The organism is Terribium retamae, from assembly GCF_022347545.1.
Classification (GTDB): domain Bacteria; phylum Pseudomonadota; class Alphaproteobacteria; order Rhizobiales; family Rhizobiaceae; genus Mesorhizobium; species Mesorhizobium retamae.
Genome location: NZ_JAKREW010000001.1, coordinates 52,436 through 72,133, shown reverse-complemented (window position 1 = coordinate 72,133; position 19,698 = coordinate 52,436). Strand labels below are relative to the sequence as shown.

The 19,698-nt window shown below is 60.4% G+C and carries 20 protein-coding genes; 6 read left to right on the top strand and 14 right to left on the bottom strand.

The window, feature by feature from the left end:
* Nucleotides 1–39: 39 nt before the first annotated feature.
* Nucleotides 40–1,053, top strand: a complete 1,014-nt coding sequence (gene dusA, locus L4923_RS00355) for a tRNA dihydrouridine(20/20a) synthase DusA (protein WP_275448185.1) — start codon at nt 40–42, stop codon at nt 1,051–1,053.
* A 24-nt stretch (nt 1,054–1,077) separates the two neighbouring features.
* Here the strand turns inward: dusA and msuE are convergent, their stop codons facing one another.
* The 5 genes from msuE to L4923_RS00330 are packed head-to-tail and all read right to left on the bottom strand — an operon-like array spanning nt 1,078 to nt 5,561.
* Nucleotides 1,078–1,638 (bottom strand): FMN reductase, encoded by a 561-nt coding sequence (gene msuE / locus L4923_RS00350; protein ID WP_239360742.1) that lies wholly within the window; start codon nt 1,636–1,638, stop codon nt 1,078–1,080.
* A 22-nt stretch (nt 1,639–1,660) separates the two neighbouring features.
* The gene (gene ssuD, locus L4923_RS00345) at nt 1,661–2,812 is read right to left on the bottom strand and encodes an FMNH2-dependent alkanesulfonate monooxygenase (protein ID WP_239360733.1); all 1,152 of its coding nucleotides are present in this window, start codon (nt 2,810–2,812) and stop codon (nt 1,661–1,663) included.
* 36 nt (nt 2,813–2,848) lie between these two features.
* A complete protein-coding gene (locus L4923_RS00340; RefSeq protein ID WP_239360717.1) occupies nt 2,849–3,709 on the bottom strand; it encodes an ABC transporter permease subunit in 861 nt (286 codons plus the stop codon).
* Entirely contained in the window at nt 3,706–4,494 is a 789-nt protein-coding gene (locus tag L4923_RS00335; RefSeq protein WP_239360715.1) for a taurine ABC transporter ATP-binding protein, read from the bottom strand. The genes L4923_RS00340 and L4923_RS00335 overlap by 4 nt, the downstream gene beginning before the upstream one ends.
* 56 nt (nt 4,495–4,550) lie before the next feature.
* Nucleotides 4,551–5,561 carry a taurine ABC transporter substrate-binding protein gene (locus L4923_RS00330; protein ID WP_239360712.1) on the bottom strand — a complete coding sequence of 337 codons (1,011 nt, stop codon included), beginning with the start codon at nt 5,559–5,561 and terminating at the stop codon, nt 4,551–4,553.
* Between the two features lie 300 nt (nt 5,562–5,861).
* Between L4923_RS00330 and L4923_RS00325 the strand changes: the two genes are divergently transcribed.
* Together L4923_RS00325 and L4923_RS00320 are read left to right on the top strand one after the other, a co-directional pair.
* The gene (locus L4923_RS00325) at nt 5,862–6,629 is read left to right on the top strand and encodes a copper homeostasis protein CutC (protein WP_239360689.1); all 768 of its coding nucleotides are present in this window, start codon (nt 5,862–5,864) and stop codon (nt 6,627–6,629) included.
* Nucleotides 6,626–7,120: a GNAT family N-acetyltransferase gene (locus tag L4923_RS00320; RefSeq protein WP_239360686.1), complete on the top strand. Its 495-nt coding sequence runs from the start codon at nt 6,626–6,628 to the stop codon at nt 7,118–7,120. Before L4923_RS00325 ends, L4923_RS00320 begins: the two co-directional genes overlap by 4 nt.
* 41 nt (nt 7,121–7,161) lie before the next feature.
* On the opposite strand, the gene L4923_RS31175 is transcribed toward L4923_RS00320, so the two are convergent.
* The 3 genes from L4923_RS31175 to L4923_RS00310 form a co-directional block, all read right to left on the bottom strand.
* Entirely contained in the window at nt 7,162–7,281 is a 120-nt protein-coding gene (locus L4923_RS31175) for an MFS transporter small subunit (protein WP_425530883.1), read from the bottom strand.
* Between the two features lie 11 nt (nt 7,282–7,292).
* Nucleotides 7,293–8,669 (bottom strand): L-lactate MFS transporter, encoded by a 1,377-nt coding sequence (locus tag L4923_RS00315; protein ID WP_239360683.1) that lies wholly within the window; start codon nt 8,667–8,669, stop codon nt 7,293–7,295.
* A gap of 168 nt (nt 8,670–8,837) precedes the next feature.
* Nucleotides 8,838–9,509, bottom strand: coding sequence for a class I SAM-dependent methyltransferase (locus L4923_RS00310; RefSeq protein ID WP_239360680.1), 672 nt, complete (start codon nt 9,507–9,509; stop codon nt 8,838–8,840).
* A 264-nt stretch (nt 9,510–9,773) separates the two neighbouring features.
* On the opposite strand from L4923_RS00310, the gene L4923_RS00305 reads away from it, so the two are divergent.
* Nucleotides 9,774–10,637: an NmrA family NAD(P)-binding protein gene (locus L4923_RS00305; RefSeq protein ID WP_239360677.1), complete on the top strand. Its 864-nt coding sequence runs from the start codon at nt 9,774–9,776 to the stop codon at nt 10,635–10,637.
* Between the two features lie 12 nt (nt 10,638–10,649).
* Here L4923_RS00305 and L4923_RS00300 read toward each other — a convergent pair whose 3' ends face one another.
* The 5 genes from L4923_RS00300 to L4923_RS00280 form a co-directional block, all read right to left on the bottom strand.
* Nucleotides 10,650–11,498 (bottom strand): alpha/beta fold hydrolase, encoded by an 849-nt coding sequence (locus L4923_RS00300; RefSeq protein WP_239360664.1) that lies wholly within the window; start codon nt 11,496–11,498, stop codon nt 10,650–10,652.
* 119 nt (nt 11,499–11,617) lie between these two features.
* Complete coding sequence (locus L4923_RS00295) at nt 11,618–11,791, bottom strand: hypothetical protein (protein ID WP_239360662.1); 174 nt, start codon at nt 11,789–11,791, stop codon at nt 11,618–11,620.
* Nucleotides 11,792–12,064: 273 nt separating this feature from the next.
* Nucleotides 12,065–12,862, bottom strand: coding sequence for an FAD binding domain-containing protein (locus tag L4923_RS00290; RefSeq protein ID WP_239360660.1), 798 nt, complete (start codon nt 12,860–12,862; stop codon nt 12,065–12,067).
* A 111-nt stretch (nt 12,863–12,973) separates the two neighbouring features.
* Nucleotides 12,974–15,316 carry a xanthine dehydrogenase family protein molybdopterin-binding subunit gene (locus L4923_RS00285; RefSeq protein ID WP_239360658.1) on the bottom strand — a complete coding sequence of 781 codons (2,343 nt, stop codon included), beginning with the start codon at nt 15,314–15,316 and terminating at the stop codon, nt 12,974–12,976.
* Nucleotides 15,317–15,437: 121 nt separating this feature from the next.
* Nucleotides 15,438–15,932, bottom strand: a complete 495-nt coding sequence (locus L4923_RS00280; protein ID WP_239360655.1) for a (2Fe-2S)-binding protein — start codon at nt 15,930–15,932, stop codon at nt 15,438–15,440.
* A 256-nt stretch (nt 15,933–16,188) separates the two neighbouring features.
* Here L4923_RS00280 and L4923_RS00275 point away from each other — a divergent pair, with 256 nt between their 5' ends.
* Nucleotides 16,189–17,358 carry an FIST N-terminal domain-containing protein gene (locus L4923_RS00275; protein ID WP_425530896.1) on the top strand — a complete coding sequence of 390 codons (1,170 nt, stop codon included), beginning with the start codon at nt 16,189–16,191 and terminating at the stop codon, nt 17,356–17,358.
* Between the two features lie 5 nt (nt 17,359–17,363).
* Nucleotides 17,364–18,698, top strand: a complete 1,335-nt coding sequence (locus L4923_RS00270) for an ATP-binding response regulator (RefSeq protein ID WP_239360640.1) — start codon at nt 17,364–17,366, stop codon at nt 18,696–18,698.
* Nucleotides 18,699–18,782: 84 nt separating this feature from the next.
* Here the strand turns inward: L4923_RS00270 and L4923_RS00265 are convergent, their stop codons facing one another.
* Nucleotides 18,783–19,466, bottom strand: a complete 684-nt coding sequence (locus L4923_RS00265) for a response regulator (protein WP_239362041.1) — start codon at nt 19,464–19,466, stop codon at nt 18,783–18,785.
* Between the last annotated feature and the right edge of the window lie 232 nt (nt 19,467–19,698).

Sequence of the window (19,698 nt, the reverse complement as noted above, 5' to 3'; positions counted from 1 at the left end):
GAAGTTCGCCATCGGCGCGGATGATTTACCGCTATTGAAATGAAGTCGGGCAAAAAAAAAATTAGCGATTACAATCGATACCAGTTCTCCATCGCACCAATGATGGACTGGACGGATCGTCATTGTCGCTTCTTTCACCGCCAATTGACGCAGCGCGCACTGCTCTACACCGAAATGGTCGTCGCGGATGCTATCATCCATGGTCAACGCGAACGGTTGCTAGGTTTCGATGCGGCTGAACATCCTGTGGCGCTGCAACTTGGCGGTTCAGATCCGCTGAAGGTCGCCGAGGCGGCGCGCATCGGCGAAGATTTTGGCTATGACGAGATCAACCTCAATGTCGGCTGCCCTTCGGACCGCGTTCAATCCGGTACGTTCGGCGCTTGCCTGATGAAGACCCCGATGCTCGTTGCCGACTGCGTTGCCGCCATGAAGGCCGCGGTGAAGATACCCGTCACCGTCAAATGCCGCATCGGGGTCGACGATCAAGATCCTGAATCTGCTCTCGATACCCTGGCCGATGGCGTCTTCGCGGCTGGGGCCGACGCCCTTTGGGTGCATGCCCGCAAGGCTTGGCTGCAAGGGTTGAGCCCCAAGGAAAACCGAGATATCCCGCCGCTGGATTACCAACGGGTTTATCGATTGAAAGCCCGGCTACCGGAGCGTTTCATCGGTATCAATGGTGGGATTCCGTCGGTTGAGGATGCCGTCGGCCATCTCGACCATGTCGACGGCGCCATGCTCGGTCGCGCGGCCTACCATACACCCGGCATTCTGGCTTCCGTCGATGCTTCGTTGTCCCGCGAGGAGCCCGCAGCGTTCGATTTCGCAGCTCTTATCGAGACTATGGCCGACTACACCGCGCGCCACATCGAGCAAGGTGGCCGGCTCGGCCACGTCACCCGGCACATGGTCGGCCTGTTTCATGGCTTGCCGGGCGCACGCCGCTGGCGGCAGATCCTCTCCACCGATGCCACACGTCCGGGAGCTGGACCGGACGTGCTTAAGGCGGCATTCGCGTCGATCGATTTCAACACCGAGGCGGCCGCCTAGGACACGAGAAAAGGACGCCGAGTTCTACTCAGCGGCCACTGCGAGGGGTGCACGGCTGGCGAGCACCGTCTCGGCCTCACCTACCGCTTGCGCCACACGTCTCAACAATGGTTCGGAGATCGGGACGCCATTGTCGAAATCACGGTCCGTCGCGTAGATAGCGGTCGGCAGGGCGAAGGCTTCGAAGAAACCGAATAATGGCCGCAGCTGATGCTCGACGATCAACGCATGGCGGTCGCCGCCACCTGTTGCGGTCAAAAGCACCGGCTTGCCACGCAGCGCGGCAGGATCAAGAAGATCGAAGAAATGCTTGAACAAGCCGGTGTAACTTCCTTTGTAGGTAGGCGAACCGATCACCAGGAGATCGGCTTCCGTGACCGCCTGCAGGATTGCCTGTGCAGGTTCGTCCAGGGCGCTTGCGCGTCGCGCCGTGGCGAGCGAAGGGCCGAGATCTTCAACATCCCAGCTTTTAGCCGGCAAGCCATTACGCCGGCCGATCTCCTGGACGATATGATCGACAAAAGCCAGAGTCTTGGAAGGCCGGCTGATGTTGCCGGAAAAGCCGACAATGCGCGCGCGGGTCATGGATGGTTCTCCTTTATTTCATTCAGGATGCCGAAGCGGCGACACGCGGGCGTACGCCGCGCCCGAATTCGACATCCCAACCACGCAGTGCCGGTGCGGCCTCGCCATGCAGATTGAGCTTGGGGAACAGCAATTCAGCAACGTTGTAGGCCTCTTCCAGATGCGGATAGGCCGAGGCGATGATCGTCTCGATGCCGATCGCCTGATATTCGCGGATACGTGCGGCGACATTGTCCGGGCTTCCGACCAGGGCGGTCCCTGCTCCGCCACGCACCAGTCCAAGCCCAGCCCACAGATTGGGACCAACGACCAGTCTGTCGCGTCGGCCCTGATGCAGTGCCGACATCCGCTTCTGGCCAACTGATTCCGACACGTTGACGAAGTTGTTCTGCGCCTCGGCGATCACTTCGTCGGTGACATGGCTTATCAGTCGGTCAGCCGCCGCCCATGCTTCTTCCTCGGTCTCGCGAACAATCAGATGGATGCGCAGGCCAAAGCGAATGTTGCGCCCTTCCCTGGCCGCGGCTGCGCGCACGCGTTCCAGCTTCTCGGCCAGTTGATCGACCGGTTCACCCCAACTCAGATAGACGTCGACATGCTTGGCGGCGATCGCAATGCCGGCGTCCGAAGAGCCGCCGAACCAGAGTGGCGGATAAGGTTTCTGCACCGGCGGGAATGAAATATCGGAGCCTTTCGCCGACAGATACTGACCTTCGAAATTCACCTCCTCGCCCGAAAGCATGCCGCGCCAGATCGTCAGGAATTCATCCGTCTGCGCATAGCGTTCGGCATGATTGAGCTTGTTGCCATCGCCTGCGAGGTCAGCCGGGTCGGCGCCGGTGACGACATTGAGCAGGACACGGCCGTTGGAGATGCGGTCGAGCGTGGCAGCATGGCGCGCAAACAGCGCCGGCGTGCCGCTACCCGGCCGCAGCGCCACCAGGAAACGCAACTGCTCGGTCTGGGGGATCAATGCAGCCGCGGTTATCCAGGCGTCTTCGCAGCGTGTACCTGTCGGAAGAAGCACGCCTTTGAATCCGAGCCTATCGGCTGCCTGGGCAATCTCCCTGAGATAGCCAAAGGTAGCAGGACGATGGCGCTCGTCGGTGCCGAGATATGGCCCGTCGCCATGGGTTGGCAGATACCAGTAGAGGTCGAGGGGCGCGTTGGACATAGGACGTTCCTTCTGCGATCGCTTAGTATCGGTTGTTCAGATCTTGCCCTTCCAGGGCACAAGCTTGCGCTCCAGCCAGCGCATGCCGGTGGCGAACAGGAAGGCGAGAGCTGCAATGAGAATGAGGCCGACGAAAACCACATCGGTCGACAGGAAATTGGCGGCCGACATGATCATGTAGCCGAGCCCGGAACGGGCTGCGATGAGTTCGGCTGCGACAAGGCACGACAGGCCGGCGGCAACCGCGATGCGCAGGCCAGTCAGGATTTCGGGCAACGCCGAAGGCAGGATGATGTTGGTGAAGAGCTGCAGCCTTGTGGCGCCGAGCGAAAGTGCTGCATTTATCCGCTCGACCGGCACCGAGCGCACGCCGGCCTGCGCGGAGAAGCAGATCGGTGCGAAAGTGGACAGTGAAAGCAAAACGATCTTGGAGGATTCACCGATGCCCAGCCAGATGATGAGCAGCGGCAGATAGGCGAGCGGCGGCAGTCCCCAATAGAGTCCGATCGGTACCGAAAGGGTGCCCCGGACCCAGCGGTTCAGCCCCATCAGCAGACCCAGCGGGACGCCGAGCAGCACACCGATGCAGAGCGCGACGAGGATGCGACCGAGACTAGCCAATGTGTGCTGGAGAAGCGTGCCATCGGCATAGCCATCCACGGCAACAGCTTGGAATTGTGTCAGCACCTCCGCCGGCGACGGCAGGAACAGCGGCGTGGCCCAACCGAGTTGGGTCGCGACGAGCCACAGAACGAACAACGCCAGCAGGGTAACCGTGCTGATCAGAATTGTACCGGACGAAACCGTTTTGCCTGCCCGGTTCGCAGGCAGGCGACGCGTCGTCGGTGCCGGCTGGACGTGCGTGAAGACGGCGCGTGGATCTGCAGCGAGCGTCATTGTAACGTTCCCTTGGCCGCTGGCCGATGGATGAGCGCGCGGATTTCCTCGCGCAGCTCGATGAAACGTGGATCAGAAAGAATCGGGCCGATGTCGCCCGTCCCGGCGAATTCGCGCACGAATCCCGCCTCGAAACGCGCGACAATACGGCCGGGCCGTGGTGACATCACCACGACGGTGGTTCCCAATGTCAGCGCTTCCTCGATGGAGTGGGTGATGAACAGGATCTGCTTGCCGGTGCGCGCCCAGACCGAAGCCAGCAATTGCTGCATCGTCTCGCGCGTCAGGCTGTCCAGAGCACCGAACGGCTCGTCCATGAGCAGGATCTTGGGATCTGTCGCCAAGGCACGGGCCAGACCGACACGCTGGCGCATGCCGCCGGAGAGCTCGTAAGGCGGCTTGTCGGCGAAATCGGCAAGCCCGACAAGGTCGAGCAGTTCACGGGCGCGCTCACGCCGCGCTGCCTTCGAGACGCCGGCAAACTTCAGCCCCAGCGCAACGTTGTCGACCACGCTCGCCCAAGGCAGCAGCGTATCCTTCTGGAAGACGACGCCCCGGTCGCCGCCAGGCCGATCGATCTCCTCGCCATCCAATATGATCGAGCCTTCGGTGAGCGGCAGGAAGCCGGCGATGGCATTGAGCAAGGTCGACTTGCCACATCCCGACGCACCGACGGCAACAACGATGGAATCGGGTGCGATATCCAGCGACACATGATCGAGCGCATGAACTGCGCTTCCATCGGAAGCCGAAAAGGTGACGCTGGCATCTCGGATCTGAAGCATGGTGTGCCCTCGGGGGACAGGCACGAACCGTGTCCGGCTCGCACCTGTCCAATTCTTCAGTTGGAGACCTTGGCTGCGGCCGCGTATTGCGGATCGACGAAGCTGCCGTAATTGTCCTTCACGGCGGTGATCTTGCGTTGCTCCTTCAGGAAGCCGGCGGTGTCCTTGAGGATCTTGGCGACACCACTATTTTCACCACCACCCAGCCATTTGTCGGAGAGCTGCTCGGCCAACGGCGGCACCACGGTCGTCTTGATGCGTTCGGCATGATCGGCCGGTGTACCGCCCTGCAGGCCGGCGATCAGCTTGATGTTTTCAGAGTCCGGGCCCCATGCCGCCTTGTCGTTGGCAAAAGAGGTGAAGTATCCATCCACCTGCTGCACATACTGCGTCAGGAATTCGGGATGTTCCTTGGCGAACTCACCGGTCGCCACCAGCGCGCTGAATGTCGGCGCGCCACGGTCAGCCACTTCGCCGGCGGTCAAGAGCACCTTGCCATTTTTCTTAAGTTCGGAGAGCGCGGGATCCCAAACAAAAGCGCCATCGATGTCGCCACGCTTCCAGGCTGCGACGATCTCGGGCTGAGGGATGGCGATGACCTGAGCGTCCTTTTCGGCAATACCTTCCTGCTTCAAGACAGCAAGCAGCTGATAATGGTCGGTGGAAACCGGTGCCGCCGCCAGCTTTTTGCCTTTCAGGTCCTTAGGAGACGCAATCTCGGGCCGGACCACCAGCGCCTCTCCGTCGCGCGAGACAGAGGAGATATAGAAGCCTTTGACATCCAACCCCTTCGAGACTGCAGCCGCGTACGGGCTGGAACCGACATCACCGATCTGCACGGCGCCGGAAGCGATCGCCGCGAAGATGTCGGCGCCTGAATTGAAGCGGCGGAATTCGATGTCCCAACCGGTCTTTTTGGCAATCTCGCCATTGGCGATGCCGACGAAATAGGGCGTCGAGCCCGTCTGGTAGGCAATGACCACCTTCTTGTCGTCCGCAGCGAAGGCCAGCGAAACGGAAGCGCTGAGCGAGAGACCCGCGAGGGCGGCAGTGAACAGTTTGCGCATGCGTTTACCCCTTTCCATGATCGAGGCTTGGCCCCCGAAACATCAGCGCACGTCGCTGATCGGTTAAACGCTACTGAATTTGTAGAATTAGTTCAGAAAGCTTTTTGCAAATGTCGCCGCACATGCGAACGATCTATCTAACGACACGTTGAAATGCCGAACCCAGGTTCGATACCAGCCGCGTTTGCCCATTCGGACCCACGACATCGCTGGCGGGACGAATTACCTGTCCCTGCCCGCTTCCGCCTTGCTGCACGCAGTGCTAGGCATCGCCACGTTCAAGCCGAACTGGAGACGACCTTGGCCAGCCCCGATGTGACAACGAAACTCCCGGTGATCGAAATCTGCGTCGAGGGCATCGATGGCCTTCTCGCCGCTGAGCGTGCGGGAGCCGATCGCGTCGAACTGTGCGCCAGCCTGGTTGAGGGTGGCATCACGCCGAGCCTCGGGACGGTTCGGCTGGCATTGGAACTGGCGAGGATCCCCTTCCACGTCATCGTGCGCCCTCGCGGCGGTGATTTCCTCTACAGCGATGCTGAATATCGCTCCATGCTGGCCGATGTCGTCGCGCTTCGCGAGCTCGGTGTTGCCGGCGTGGTGGTCGGCTGTCTCACGGCGGACGGGGAGATCGATGAAGAGCGGATGGCCGGCCTCGTCGATGCTGCCGGCCCGCTCGCGGTCACCTGCCATCGTGCCTTCGACATGACGCGTGATCCGACCGAAGCGCTCGAGGCGCTCATCCGCTGCAAGGTCGGACGCGTGCTCACTTCCGGCCAGCGTGACACGGCCGTGGAAGGCGCCGATCTTTTGGCGGCACTCGTCAAGCAGGCGGCCGGACGCATCATCATCATGGGTTGCGGCGCGCTCGATCCGACCAATATCGGCGCCGTGCGTGCAAAGACCGGACTAACGGAAATGCACTTCGCTTCGCCCAGAGATGAAGCCAGCGGCATGCTCTACCGCAATCCGCATGTCGGGATGGGGGGTGACGATCTCGATCGCGAATACCGCAACACCGTTACCGACGAGGCACTTGTCGTAGCCACCATCAAGGCAGCACGGGCATGACGGAATCGCTTCCCATCGAAGCCGTGCAAGCCGCGGACGAAGCGGCCGTGCTCGTTCTCAACAATGAGAACGCCGCCGAGCTGTCGTGGCTCGAACCGCAAGAACTCTCCGCGTTGATCACTACGTCGTTCTCAGCAAGCCGCATCGGCGATGTCGAGGCCTTCCTGCTGACCTTTGACCAGACAGCCACCTACGACAGCCCGAACTTCCTTTGGTTCCGGGAACGCTACCCAAGCTTTGTTTATGTCGATCGCATCGTGGTTGCGGCCAGCGCTCGCGGGCGCGGCCATGCGCGCCGCCTGTATGAAGACCTCTTTGCGCGTGCCGCGGCGGCCGGCCACGACATCGTCACATGCGAAGTGAACTTGGATCCGCCCAATCCAGGCTCGGATGCCTTCCATGCCGCACTCGGCTTCCGGGAAGTCGGTGAAGCCGTCATCCATGGTGGCAAGAAAGCCGTTCGTTACTACGCCAAGCAGCTGAAGGGCTAAATTGCGGAGGGACGCGCCTCATCGAGGCTGCCCCTCCATCGCTACTGGAAGAGCGGCAAAGCGCTGGCCAGCGTCATCAGGAAGCCCCAAGCAAGCGGAATACCTACCAGCAGCCAGGCGAGCAGCAGCTTGATCGAACTGCCTTGCGTTTCATTGGCCATATCGTCCTCCCTCAAGCCGGCTGCTCGACTTTCATGTGAAAGCGCTCGGCTACCGGCCGCATCAAAAGGTTGAGCACAAAACCGACAATCAGCAGCGCGGCCATGATGTACATGGTAACCGTATAGGCATCAGCCTTCGCTACGCCGCTGTCGATCTGGTACTGTCGGATATAGTTGACCAGCACAGGTCCGAGCACGCCCGCGACCGACCATGCCGTCAGCAGGCGGCCGTGGATAGCGCCAACATAGCGCACGCCGAACACGTCGCGCAGATAGGCTGGTATTGTCGCAAAGCCACCACCATACATCGACAGGATGACCCCGTAGAACAATACGAACAGGAAGATGCTGCCTGTCTGGCCTGTCCACGGCACCGCCGCATAGATGATGACACCAAGCAAGAAGAAAATAGCGTAAGTTGTCTTCCTACCTATGAAATCGCTAGCCGATGCCCAGAAGAACCGGCCCAGCATGTTGAAGATCGACAGGAGGCCGACGAAGCCAGCCGCGGCGGCCGGCGAAATCCGACCTGGGAACATTTCCTGGCTCATTGCCGATGCCTGTCCGAGCACGCCGATGCCCGCTGTGACGTTGAGGCAGAGCACACCCCACAGCAGCCAGAACTGCGGCGTCTTCAGCGCGTCATCCAGATGGACATTGGCGCTCGTCACCATTGCGCTCTGTTTCACCGGCGGGGTCCAGCCAGATGGCCGCCAGCCATCCGGCGGAACGCGCACCAATGTGGCGCCGATCATCATGAAGATGAAATAGACCACGCCTAGCACCAGGAAGGTCTCGGCGACCCCGACATGGGTCTCGGTCGAAAAGATCTTCATCAGGTAGACTGAGAGCGGCGAGGCAATGAAAGCGCCACCACCGAATCCCATGATCGCCATGCCCGTTGCCATGCCCGGCCGATCCGGGAACCAGGTGATCAGGGTTTTGACGGGAGAGATATAGCCGAGGCCGAGCCCGATCCCGCCGATGACGCCATAGCCCAGATAGATAATCCAGAGCTGATGAAGATAGACGCCAAGCGCGGATATGAGGAAACCGCCGCCGAAGCAGCCGGCGGCAAGCGTCATCGCCTTGCGCGGGCCGACCCGATCCAGCCAGCCGCCCCCAAAGGCGGCGGCGATGCCAAGAAAAGCGATCGCGATCGAGAATATCCAGCCGAGACTGGTCAGCTTCCAGTCGTCCGGTGCGGATTCCGTAATGCCGATCAGCTTCGACATCGGCAGGTTGAACACGCTGAAAGCGTAGGCCTGGCCGATACACAGATGGATACATAGGGCGGCCGGGGGCACGAGCCATCGATTGAAACCGGGGTCGGCGACGGTGTGCGCGCGATCGAGCCAGCTGCCAGAGGCTTCTGTCCTGCCTTGCATCTCTCTCCTCCTCGTTTGCAGCGAGGATAGAACTGCAAGGCGAGCAGGCAACGGAGAAGATTTGATCCACTACCAATGTCTAATTTCAGCACCACGAAAATGAAGTGCTGAAATGGTGAACCTGACGAGCGGTGCCCAGTGCACGTCGGCGCGATCGCTTGAAATTTTCTATGATTCAGAAAAGTCGGTTATCTTGCGCGCCACAATATAAGGGCGGTTATCGTTGCCTCTGGCGGCGTGATTTTCCATTTCGAGGATTTCGAAACCTGCGAGCGAAATGCTGAGAGCGAGTTCCTTCTTGCTGAAAGATCCAGCGTGAGGGGCCATGCCGATGGCGCGCATCACAGGCAGAAGCGCCAGCCGGATCAGCGGATTCATATCCCCAAGACACGGCGTCTTGGAAATGAATAGCCCTCTTGAAGCGAGCAGGCTGTGGATGCGCTGCAGTGTGCCCGGCAAGTCCCGAACCAGATGGAGATAGTTGAAGCAGAGAACCGCGTTGAACGCCCCGGTATCGGCATCCAGGGCTTCGGCGGTCGCCGTGCGGAACTCGAGTCCAGGGGTTGGTGCGACCGCGAGCTTCTCCTTGGCGATCGCAATCATGGCCTGAGAAAAATCCGTCGCCAGATAGCTTTGTACTCGACCGGCGAGCCGCAGCGCAGTGGTTCCCGTGCCACAGCCGAGCTCTAGCACGTGGCCATCGGAACCAAGCAGCGCCTGGGTGCGCTCCAATGTGCGGCTATACCCCTGCTGATCGGCAATCGCCGATTTGGCGTAGTTCCTGGAACTCCGATCCCAGAAACGAACGTCGCTCGCACTATTCACGCGATGCTCCTTCATGCCTGCGATCCATTCATGAAGACCTTGGATTACCCGAACATTGCGTCGGCCATCGCCCGCGCTTCGCTACCTGATCGTATAACGATCACATCGGCGAGTTCACGCGCGACGGGCCAATAGGGGCGCGTCCATCCTTGGCAGTAACAGCGAACCGCACGGCAAGCCGATTTGCCTGTCACCATGAAACCAAAGGAACCCGGACTCTTCTGACACGTTCCGACAACATCCCGCTATGGCTATCACTTGCAACAAGGGAGAAGCGTCATGCACATCATCCTGGGCGGAACAGGCCAGGTCGGCTCGGCGACGGCAAGGGCGCTCCTCGCGCGCGGCGAGCCCGTAACGGTGATAACACGCAGCGCCGACCATGGTGCGAAGCTCCAGGAAGCCGGCGCGCAAATCCTTGTCGCCGACATTCACGATACCGACAGATTACGGCAGGCGTTCCGCGTCGGCAGGCGCGCGTTTCTCCTCAATCCACCGGCTGCCCCCTCCACCGACACCGACAAGGAAGAGCGTGCCAATCTGGCGGCGATTATAACCGCACTCGACGGCTCGGGACTGGAGAAAGTGGTTTTGGCGTCGACCTACGGGGCCCGCCCCGGCGAAAGATGCGGCGACCTGACCGTTCTTCATGAATTCGAGAAGGCGTTGAATGCGCAGCCTATCCCTTCGGCGGTCAATCGTGCGGCATATTACATGAGCAACTGGGGCGGCATGCTCGACGCCATTCGCGCAGACGGCAAGCTGCCGAGCTTCCTGCCGGCGGACCTTTCCATTCCGATGGTTGCGCCGCAGGACCTCGGGGAGGCGGCGGCCAACCGCTTGCTGGAGCCCGTCGGTGACACCGATCTCAAATATGTCGAAGGTCCGGAGCGCTACACACCGCGAGACGTCGCAGACGCCTTTTCCGAAGCTCTCGACAAACCCGTCGAGGTTGAGATCATCCCGCGAGCCAGCTGGGTCGAGGCTTTTAAAAAACTGGGGTTTTCAGATGCAGCCGCACAATCCTATGCATGTATGACGGGAACTATGCTGGACGACAGGCCTCCCGAGTTTGAGAAAGCCGAACACGGCCGCACGACTTTGCGCAACTATGTGCGCGACCTTGTCGAGCACGCCCGTTAAAAGCGATATTTTTCAGTTCATTGACGCGGGTTGATCAAGTGCCTGCCAAAGGCGCAAAGTGGTCGCAACGATTGCTTCCGGCGCATCCTCCTGCATCAGATGCCCCGCATTGGGCACAGGCGTGAACGGCGCGTTCGACATGCGGCGTGCCAGTTCGCGACCGTCGGCGATCGGAATCCAATTGTCATCTTCTCCCCACAGGATCGAGACAGGACACCGCATCTCGCCAAACCGCCACTCCACCTCCTCACTGTACTTGTCGTCCATTTGCGCGATCTGGCGCCAGAAGGCTCTTTGGCCAATCTGACCGAGCCATGGCTCCAAATAGAGCCGCATTTCGTCTTCGCGCAGCGTGTTGGCCACGGCGTTGCCGATATAGGCACGTAGCATCGCTTCGTGAATGTAGGCAGGAAGGTTTGCGAAAGCCTGCTCATGCTGCTTGGCTGCCCGCACCAGCGCAGATCCTTGCGGGGTGATTGCGACAGGGTCGATCAACACCAGCGAGCGATAGTCGAGCCCGTTCAGAAGATGGGCTCGCAAGGCGTTGGATCCGCCAAAGTCGTGCGCAACGACGTCGGGCCGCTCCAGCCCCCAATGCTCGTATAGCGCCGCGAACAATTTGTTCTGCACACCACGGGACACGTCCGCGTCCGGCTTGTCGGATTGCCCATAGCCGAGCATATCGAAGCAAAAGACACGGCGCTCGCGGGCAAGCAACGGCGCTATCCGCCGCCATTCGACGGAGGAAAAAGGCGTGCCGTGGAGCAACACAGCGGGTGGCCCCTCTCCGATCGCCTCCCAGGCGATTGAATGACCATTGAAACTGAAGCGTTCTGACAAGTTCCACGGCTGGTGCGGCATGAGAGTCCTCCTGCACGACCGACGTTGATGGCGGAGATCTACGTTCTCCGTCCGCCCAATTCTAGCGGACGGTAAGAGAATCGCAGGAGCCAGTGAAGCCTCTTGCGGTCAGCCAGATATCAACGGTCGTCGCGCGAAGCGCGCTCACGATCGTCACCAGAAAGGACCGGGCCCATCCGATCGTTGAGCGTATGGTCGAACGCTAGTTTGTGCTCCCAAGGGTCGAAGAGCTTGACGTTTGGCCTGTCTTCCTTGCCACCGCTGGTAAAGTGGTGCTCTTTTGTACTGAACATGACGTAGTTTCCCCTCTGCGTTACTCGGGAAGCCCGCCCAGCCGCTACCTTATCGTGCCTGACAATTCTGCGCATCCCTCAAGCGGCCACATGCAGACCAACGAAAGGAAAGCGCATCCCCCGTTTGGGAAGTAAGCGCGGCAAACGCCGCGGTTGCCCAACGAACATGCAAAGGAATGCTGTACATATGATTAAAATGCCTGCGCAGTTGCAGACCAACGGAAAAGGGGCCTCACGCGGCCCCTTCCCCTTCCAGCAAGACGTAGAATGCAATCAACCGTTGGCTGCGGCCACAGCGCGCTTGGCCATCACACTGATGAGGTGGGCCCGGTAATCGGCCGAAGCATGGATGTCACTCATCAGGCTGTCCGCCGATATCTTTACGCCGGCCAGCGCCGCCGGATCGAACGATTTGGCCAACGCGGCCTCTATCGTCTTGGCACGGAAGACGCCATTGTCGCCTGCGCCGGTCACCGCGACACGCACGTCATCCTTGCCCTTGGCCACAAAGACGCCGACGATTGCATAACGCGAGGCCGGGTTGCGGAACTTCTGGTAAGCCGCTTTGGCCGGCGCGTTAAACGTGACGGCGGTGACGATCTCGCCATCCTTCAACACGGTTTCGAACAATCCCTTGAAAAACTTGTCGGCAGCGATCTCGCGCTTGTTGGTTACGATCGTCGCTCCCAGAGCCACCATGGCAGCGGGATAATCTGCCGCCGGATCGTTATTGGCGATCGAGCCGCCGATCGTGCCGCGATGACGCACGGCCGGGTCGCCGATCATCGAAGCCAGTTCGGCCAATGCTGGACAAGCCTTTTGCAGCTTGGCATCGGTGGAGACCTCGTAATGCGTGGTGGCAGCACCGATGGTGACGGCCTTGCCGCTGACCTTGATGCCTTTCAGCGCCGTGATCCTGGATATGTCGACAAGGTCCGATGGGGCCGCCAGCCGAGTCTTCATTGCCGGGATCAATGTCATGCCGCCTGAAACCAGCTTGGCATCGCCGGTCTTCAGCAATTTCACCGCATCCGCGACGGAATTGGCTCGATGGTAGTTGACGGAGTACATCTTGCTCTCCTCACAGGGGAAATCGTGGCGGAGTAGGCGGGGAGTGAGGCAATAAGGCAGTAGGGCATTGATCTTGCCTATTGCCTTACTGCCCTATTCCCTTCCCCTCCCTCAGTGTTTCTGCACCGCCGCCCATACCCGTGAAGGAGTGGCCGGCATGGTAAAATCAGCGACGCCAAGCGCATCGGTAAGGGCATTGATGACCGCAGGAGGCGAGCCGATGGCACCGGCCTCACCGCAGCCCTTGATGCCGAGTGGATTGCTCGGACATGGCGTATTCGAGGTCGAAACCTTGAAGGATGGCAGGTCGCCGGCGCGCGGCATGGTATAATCCATGTAGCTCGCCGTCAGCAGTTGGCCGCTTGCGTCGTAATACGCTCCTTCCAGCATGGCCTGGCCGACGCCTTGCGCGATGCCGCCATGAACCTGTCCTTCGACGATCATCGGGTTGATGATATTGCCGAAATCATCGGCGGCCACGAATTGGATGATCTCAGTAAGACCCGTTTCCGGATCCACCTCGAGTTCGCAGATGTAACAGCCCGCCGGGAAGGTGAAGTTGGTGGGATCGTAGAAGGCGGTCTCTTTCAGGCCTGCCTCCATGCCGCTGGGCAGATTGTGCGCGGTGTAGGCGGCAAGCGCCATCTGGAACCACGGCACGTTCTTGTCGGTTCCAGCCACTTTCAGCGCACCGTTCTCGATGACGATATCGCCCTCGTCAGCTTCCAGGAGATGCGCGGCAATCTTCTTGGCCTTGGCCTCCACCTTGTCGAGCGCCTTGACGATGGCGCTCATACCGACGGCGCCGGAGCGTGAGCCGTAGGTGCCCATGCCCATCTGAACCTTGTCGGTATCGCCGTGCACGATGCTGATGGAGTCGATCGGCACACCGAAGCGGCCGGCGACCAGTTGGGCAAAAGTCGTCTCGTGACCCTGGCCGTGGCTGTGCGAGCCCGTCAGCACCTCAATGGTGCCAACCGCATTGACGCGCACTTCCGCCGATTCCCAGAGGCCGACGCCAGCTCCGAGCGAACCAACCGCCGCCGAGGGTGCGATGCCGCAGGCTTCGATATAACAACTCATGCCGATGCCGCGCAGCTTTCCCGCCTTTTTGGCCTTGTCGCGCCGTTTTGCGAAACCTGCATAGTCGGCGGCCTTCATTGCCGCATCGAGCGAGGTGGCATAATCGCCGGCGTCGTAACACATGATCACCGGTGTCTGATGCGGGAACTGCGTGATGAAATTGGTGCGCCTCAATTCCGCAGGTGATACGCCGAGTTCTCGCGCAGCCGTTTCGATGGTGCGTTCGAGCAGATAGGTCGCCTCCGGACGCCCTGCTCCGCGATAGGCATCGACAGGCGCCGTGTTGGTATAGACCGTGCGCACATTGGCGTGGATGGCCGGGATGTTGTACTGGCCCGACAACAGCGTGGCGTAGAGATAGGTCGGCACCGAGGACGAGAACAGCGACATGTAGGCGCCGAGATTGGCGACTGTGTCTACTTTCAGACCCGTAATGCGGTTGTTCTTGTCGAAGGCCATCTCCACCGTCGAGTGGTGGTCGCGGCCATGCGCATCGGTCAGGAAGCTTTCGGTGCGGTCTGCTACCCATTTCACTGGCACGCCGGCTTTCTTGGATGCCCACAGGCAGACGACCTCTTCCGGATAGATGAAGATCTTCGAGCCGAAGCCGCCGCCGACGTCGGGAGCAATGACGCGCAGCTTGTTTTCAGGCGCGACATTATAGAAGGCGCTCATCACCAAACGGGCGACATGCGGATTCTGTGACGTCGTCCAGCAGGTGTAGTGGTCCTCGCCCTTGTCGTAATATCCAAGAGCCGCGCGCGGCTCCATGGCATTGGGAACCAGGCGATTGTTGACGATCTTCATACGGGTGACATGGTGCGCCGCCTTGATTGCGGCATCAGTCGCCTTGGCGTCACCGATCTCCCAGTCGAAGATCAGGTTGCCCTCGGCTTCGGGATGCAGTTGCGGTGCGCCCTTCTCCAGAGCCTTCACCGCGTCGACGACGGCTTTGAGTTCCTTGTAGGTCACCTCGACGGCTTCCGCCGCGTCGCGCGCCTCGCCCTTGGTGTCGGCGATCACGATGGCTACCGCATCGCCGACATAGCGGACGCGGTCGAAGGCGAGCGGCGACCAGGCGCCCATCTTCATCGGCGAGCCATCCTTGGAGTGGATCATCCAGCCGCAGATGAGGTTCCCGATGCCATCGGCCTTCAATTCCTTGCCGGTCAGAACCGCAACGACGCCAGGCATGGCCTGTGCCTGCTTGACGTCGATCTTCTTGATCTGCGCATGTGCGTGCGGACTGCGCACAAAAACGGCGTGCTTCATGCCAGGCACCACCATGTCATCGACATAGCGGCCGGCGCCGGTGATGAAGCGCTTGTCTTCCTTGCGGGTGACGCGAGCGCCTATTCCTTCCATACCCATCAAAATTCTCCTCCGGAACCTTGAAGTGAATTCGTTGTGGCCGGTTCAATCGCGTTGCGACCAAGTTCCTGATCGGTTTCGCAACAAAAGGGAGATTGCCGACCGGTTGTCCGATCGCAGCTCAGGCCGCCTTCTTCGGCTTCGATGCTTTCGACATTGTCTGAGAAGCGGCCAGTATCGCCTTGACGATATTGTGGTATCCGGTGCAGCGGCAGATATTGCCCTCGAGCTCCGCCCGGACCGTTGCCTCGTCCAATCCTTCCGGGTGGCGGGCGATCATATCGGTCGCGGTCATGATCATGCCCGGCGTACAGAAGCCACATTGCAGGCCGTGATGTTCCTTGAACGCGGCCTGCACGGGATGGAGGTCCGCGCCGTTGGCTATGCCTTCTATGGTCACGACGGTCGAACCTGAGGCCTGGGCAGCCAGCATCGAGCAGGATTTCACCGCCTTGCCATCGACATGGACAACGCAAGCGCCGCACTGCGAAGTGTCGCAGCCGACATGCGTGCCGGTAAGGCCTTGGTGCTCGCGCAGAAAGTGAACCAGCAAAGTGCGATCTTCGACGGCGGCACGCACCTGCCTGCCGTTCACGGTCAACGAAATGTCCGACATGAAGCCTCCCTGGGTGTTCAACCTCGGTAGACTGCCGGCTTCCTCCGGACGGACCGGCAGACCGTTGTTCTTGTGTTCTGGAATTGCTGGAAAATTTGCTCCGAACTATCCTTATTTCGTGAGAATGCAATCCGCCCAATACGCCGTATATTGTACTTTCGGTCACGGGCGTCGGGGTGCACCCATTGCCATTCGAAGAGCCTGTTGCAACAATACAGCTGGCGTTGAGGAGCGTCGATAAAATTGGGAGGATAAGCTGGTCGCTTCGCGGACGCGTTATGCGTGCGGCCTGTCGGCGCTCACCTCAAGCGAGCCCGAGGCGGAACGTTTTGCGGCTGAAATCGCCCGGGAAGCCGACGCGATCGGCGCCGGTTATATGTTGCTGTTCTTCTCGCAAAGCCTGATCGATGCACAAACCCTTGCAGCAGCCCTGAAGCGCCATGCCCCCGGCCTGGCCTACGCCGCTTGCTCGACGGCGGGCGAGATCACGCCGGATGGTTTGGAGGAAGGCCATATGCTGGCGATGCTGCTTCCTTCGGCCACCTTCACCGTGGCGAGCGCCATGGTGCGGGACCTCTCGTCCTCGGCGATGGACGGCATTACCGGGGAAGTCGAAGTGCTGCGGCGGACGCTACGCGCCACAAGCAAATATGCCCGTGCCGGCAATGTCTTCGCGCTCTGCTTCATAGACGGTCTGTCTTATTCGGAAGAAGCCGTCACTTCGGCCATCCATTGGGGACTCGACGACATCCCGCTGCTTGGCGGGTCGGCCGGCGACGACCTCAAGTTCGAGACGACCACGCTCATCAGCAACGGCCAGGTCGCGTCCGACTGCGCCATTGTCGTGCTGATCGCCACAACCATTCCGTTCCACGTCTTCAAGACCGACAATTTCGTGCCGACCGACGAGAAACTGGTCGTGACGGCGTCCGATCCCGATCATCGCATCGTGCGCGAATTCAATGCCGATGTCGCGGCTACCGAATATGCCGCCTCCGTCGGCATCGTACAGCAGACGCTGACTCCCTTCTCGTTCGCCTCGCATCCGGTCGTGGTCAAAGTCGGCGGCGAATATTACTGCCGTTCCATCCAAAAGATGAATTCCGACGGCTCGCTCTCGTTCTTCTGCGCCATCGACGACGGCGTCGTGCTGTCCGTCGCTCAGCCCCTGGGTATGGTCGAGACCACTAAGGCCGCACTCAGAGACGTCGAAAGCAAGCTCGGCAGCATCGACATGATCCTTGGATTCGACTGCGTGCTGCGCCGGCTCGACGCCCGCAACCGTCAGGTGTTTCGCGACATCTCCGAGCTCTATCGCACCAACAAGGTGATCGGCTTCGGTACCTATGGCGAGCAGTATCGCTCCATGCACTTGAACCAAACCTTCACCGGCATCGCTTTCGGGCAGCCACAGGCAGCGGAGTAAGCCGCGTGCCCCTGAACGATATCCAGGACGTCGAGCGCCTCAAGAAGATCAACGCAGCGCTCGTCAGCCGTGTCGAACGCTCGATGGACCAGCAAGGCAATGCATTCTCCTTGTTCCAGACGGCGATTTCATTGGAAAACCGGGTGCGGATGCGCACCGAGGAGTTGCATTCCACGCTACGCCGGCTCGAGCAGTCGAACATGGCGCTTTCGGCTGCGAAGGAAAGCGCCGAACATGCCAATCTCTCCAAAACCCGGTTCCTGGCAGCCGCCAGCCATGACGTACTGCAGCCGCTGAATGCGGCCCATCTGTCGGTTTCCGCACTGGCGGAAGTGCAGACTTCGGAGGAAGGGCGCAAGCTGGTGCGCCAGGTGGAGCGTTCGCTTCAGACCATGGAAGACCTGCTTCATACACTGCTCGACATCTCGAAACTCGACGCCGGTGTGGTCGAACCCGAAACCACCGACGTCAATCTGGAGACACTGTTTTCAGCGCTACGCTCCGATTTCCAGCCGATCGCCGAAACGAAGGGCTTATCGCTACGGTTCCGACCCGTGGCCATAGCTGTCCGGTCCGACCGCACGCTTCTGCGTCGTATCCTGCAGAACATCCTGTCCAACGCACTGCGCTATACACGGCGAGGCGGGGTGCTCGTCGGCACCCGCCAGCGTGGCAACATGATCCGTATCGATGTTGCCGACACCGGCTGTGGCATTCCCGAAGACCAGCGCGAGGCCGTGTTCGAGGAATTCCACCGCGGTCCACGCATGTCGGACGCCGAATTGGCCGGTGGCGGGCTCGGTCTGGGGCTAGCCATAGTAAAACGCATGGCAGGCGCGCTCGGCCATCCCGTCACCTTCTCTTCGACCGTCGGGCGCGGCACGATCTTTCATATCGATGTCCCGGTTTCCACCCATCCCGTTCCGGAGCCCGGCACGGTCGAGGCGGAGCGCCAACCGGGTTACGGCCTGTTCGGCACCAAGGTTCTGCTGGTGGAGAACGATGCCGACGTGCTGGCTGCGATGACTTCGCTGTTGGAACGCTGGCAATGCACCGTGCGGGCAGCAACCTCGACCGACGAGGCATTGGATGCACTGGGAGACACCGACTGGGTGCCTGACATCATCATTGCCGATCAGCACCTCGAAGGCGGGGATCTCGGCACCATGACCGTTTCCCAGGTGCGCGACTATCTCGGCCGTGCCGTGCCCGCCCTTCTTGTGACGGCCGACCCGTCGGAAAGTGTCATGAACGCCGCCCGCGCCGCAGGCATCGAGTTCATGCGCAAGCCGTTGAAACCGGCGCAATTACGGGCTCTGCTGGCGCATTTGCTGGCGTAGAAGGGCAGTTAAGGGAATAGGGGAATAGGGCAGATGGTGCTTGCCCTACTGCCTACTGCCCTATTGCCTAACTGCCTTACTCCCCTAAAACCCCTGCTGATCCCGGAACAGCTCAGCGTTGTCGAGTTTCGACACTTCGATCACCGCCTGCGTGCGGCTGTAGACATTGAGCTTGCGCAAGATTTCGGAGACGTGCGCCTTTACGGTCGTCTCTCCAACCTGCAGTTCATAGGCGATCTGCTTGTTCAGCATACCTTGACGCAACATCTGCAGCACCCGCAATTGCTGAGGGGTCAGGCGCGATAGTCTCTGCACCATGTCGGCGCGATCGTTGCTTTCCGGATCCGGCTGCTCGGCTTTGTAGGTTTCGGGAACGTAGATCGCGCCCTCCATCACCGAGCGAATGGCCGCAGCAAGATCATCCTTGCGCACCGACTTCGGAATGAATCCCGCGGCTCCATAGGACAATGCTTCGGAAATGATCTTGGGGTCTTCATAACCCGAGACGATGACCACCGGCAGGTGGGGATAACGCGTGCGCAACTGCAACAGCCCTTCAAAGCCATGGACATCGGGCATCGAGAGATCCAACAACGCCAAGTCGAATGGCCGCGCCTCGGCCAGCAATTCGACCGCCTCGCCGATCGAACGGGCCTCGACGGTATCGACATCAGGGTAAGCCATCCGCACCGCGCTGTGCAAAGCCTCCCGAAACAGTGGGTGGTCGTCGATAATCAGAAATCTCGCGACTTCGCTCGCTGGACTCATGGCCGCATTTATCCCGATCTCGATCATCACGGGCAGCATACGCCTCCACCGACAATCCGTTCATTAGCCAATAGTACATTGGCAATTGGATCACGCCAGCCCGGTGCAGATACCTCTGCCGACAATCAACTGTTGATCGCAGAACCAGCGCTTTGCGAAAGTTGATGCCTTGCCCGCCGATGCAAAACAATCGAATGTGCGCGCGTTCCGATGCGCCTGGTTCGGGAAAGGA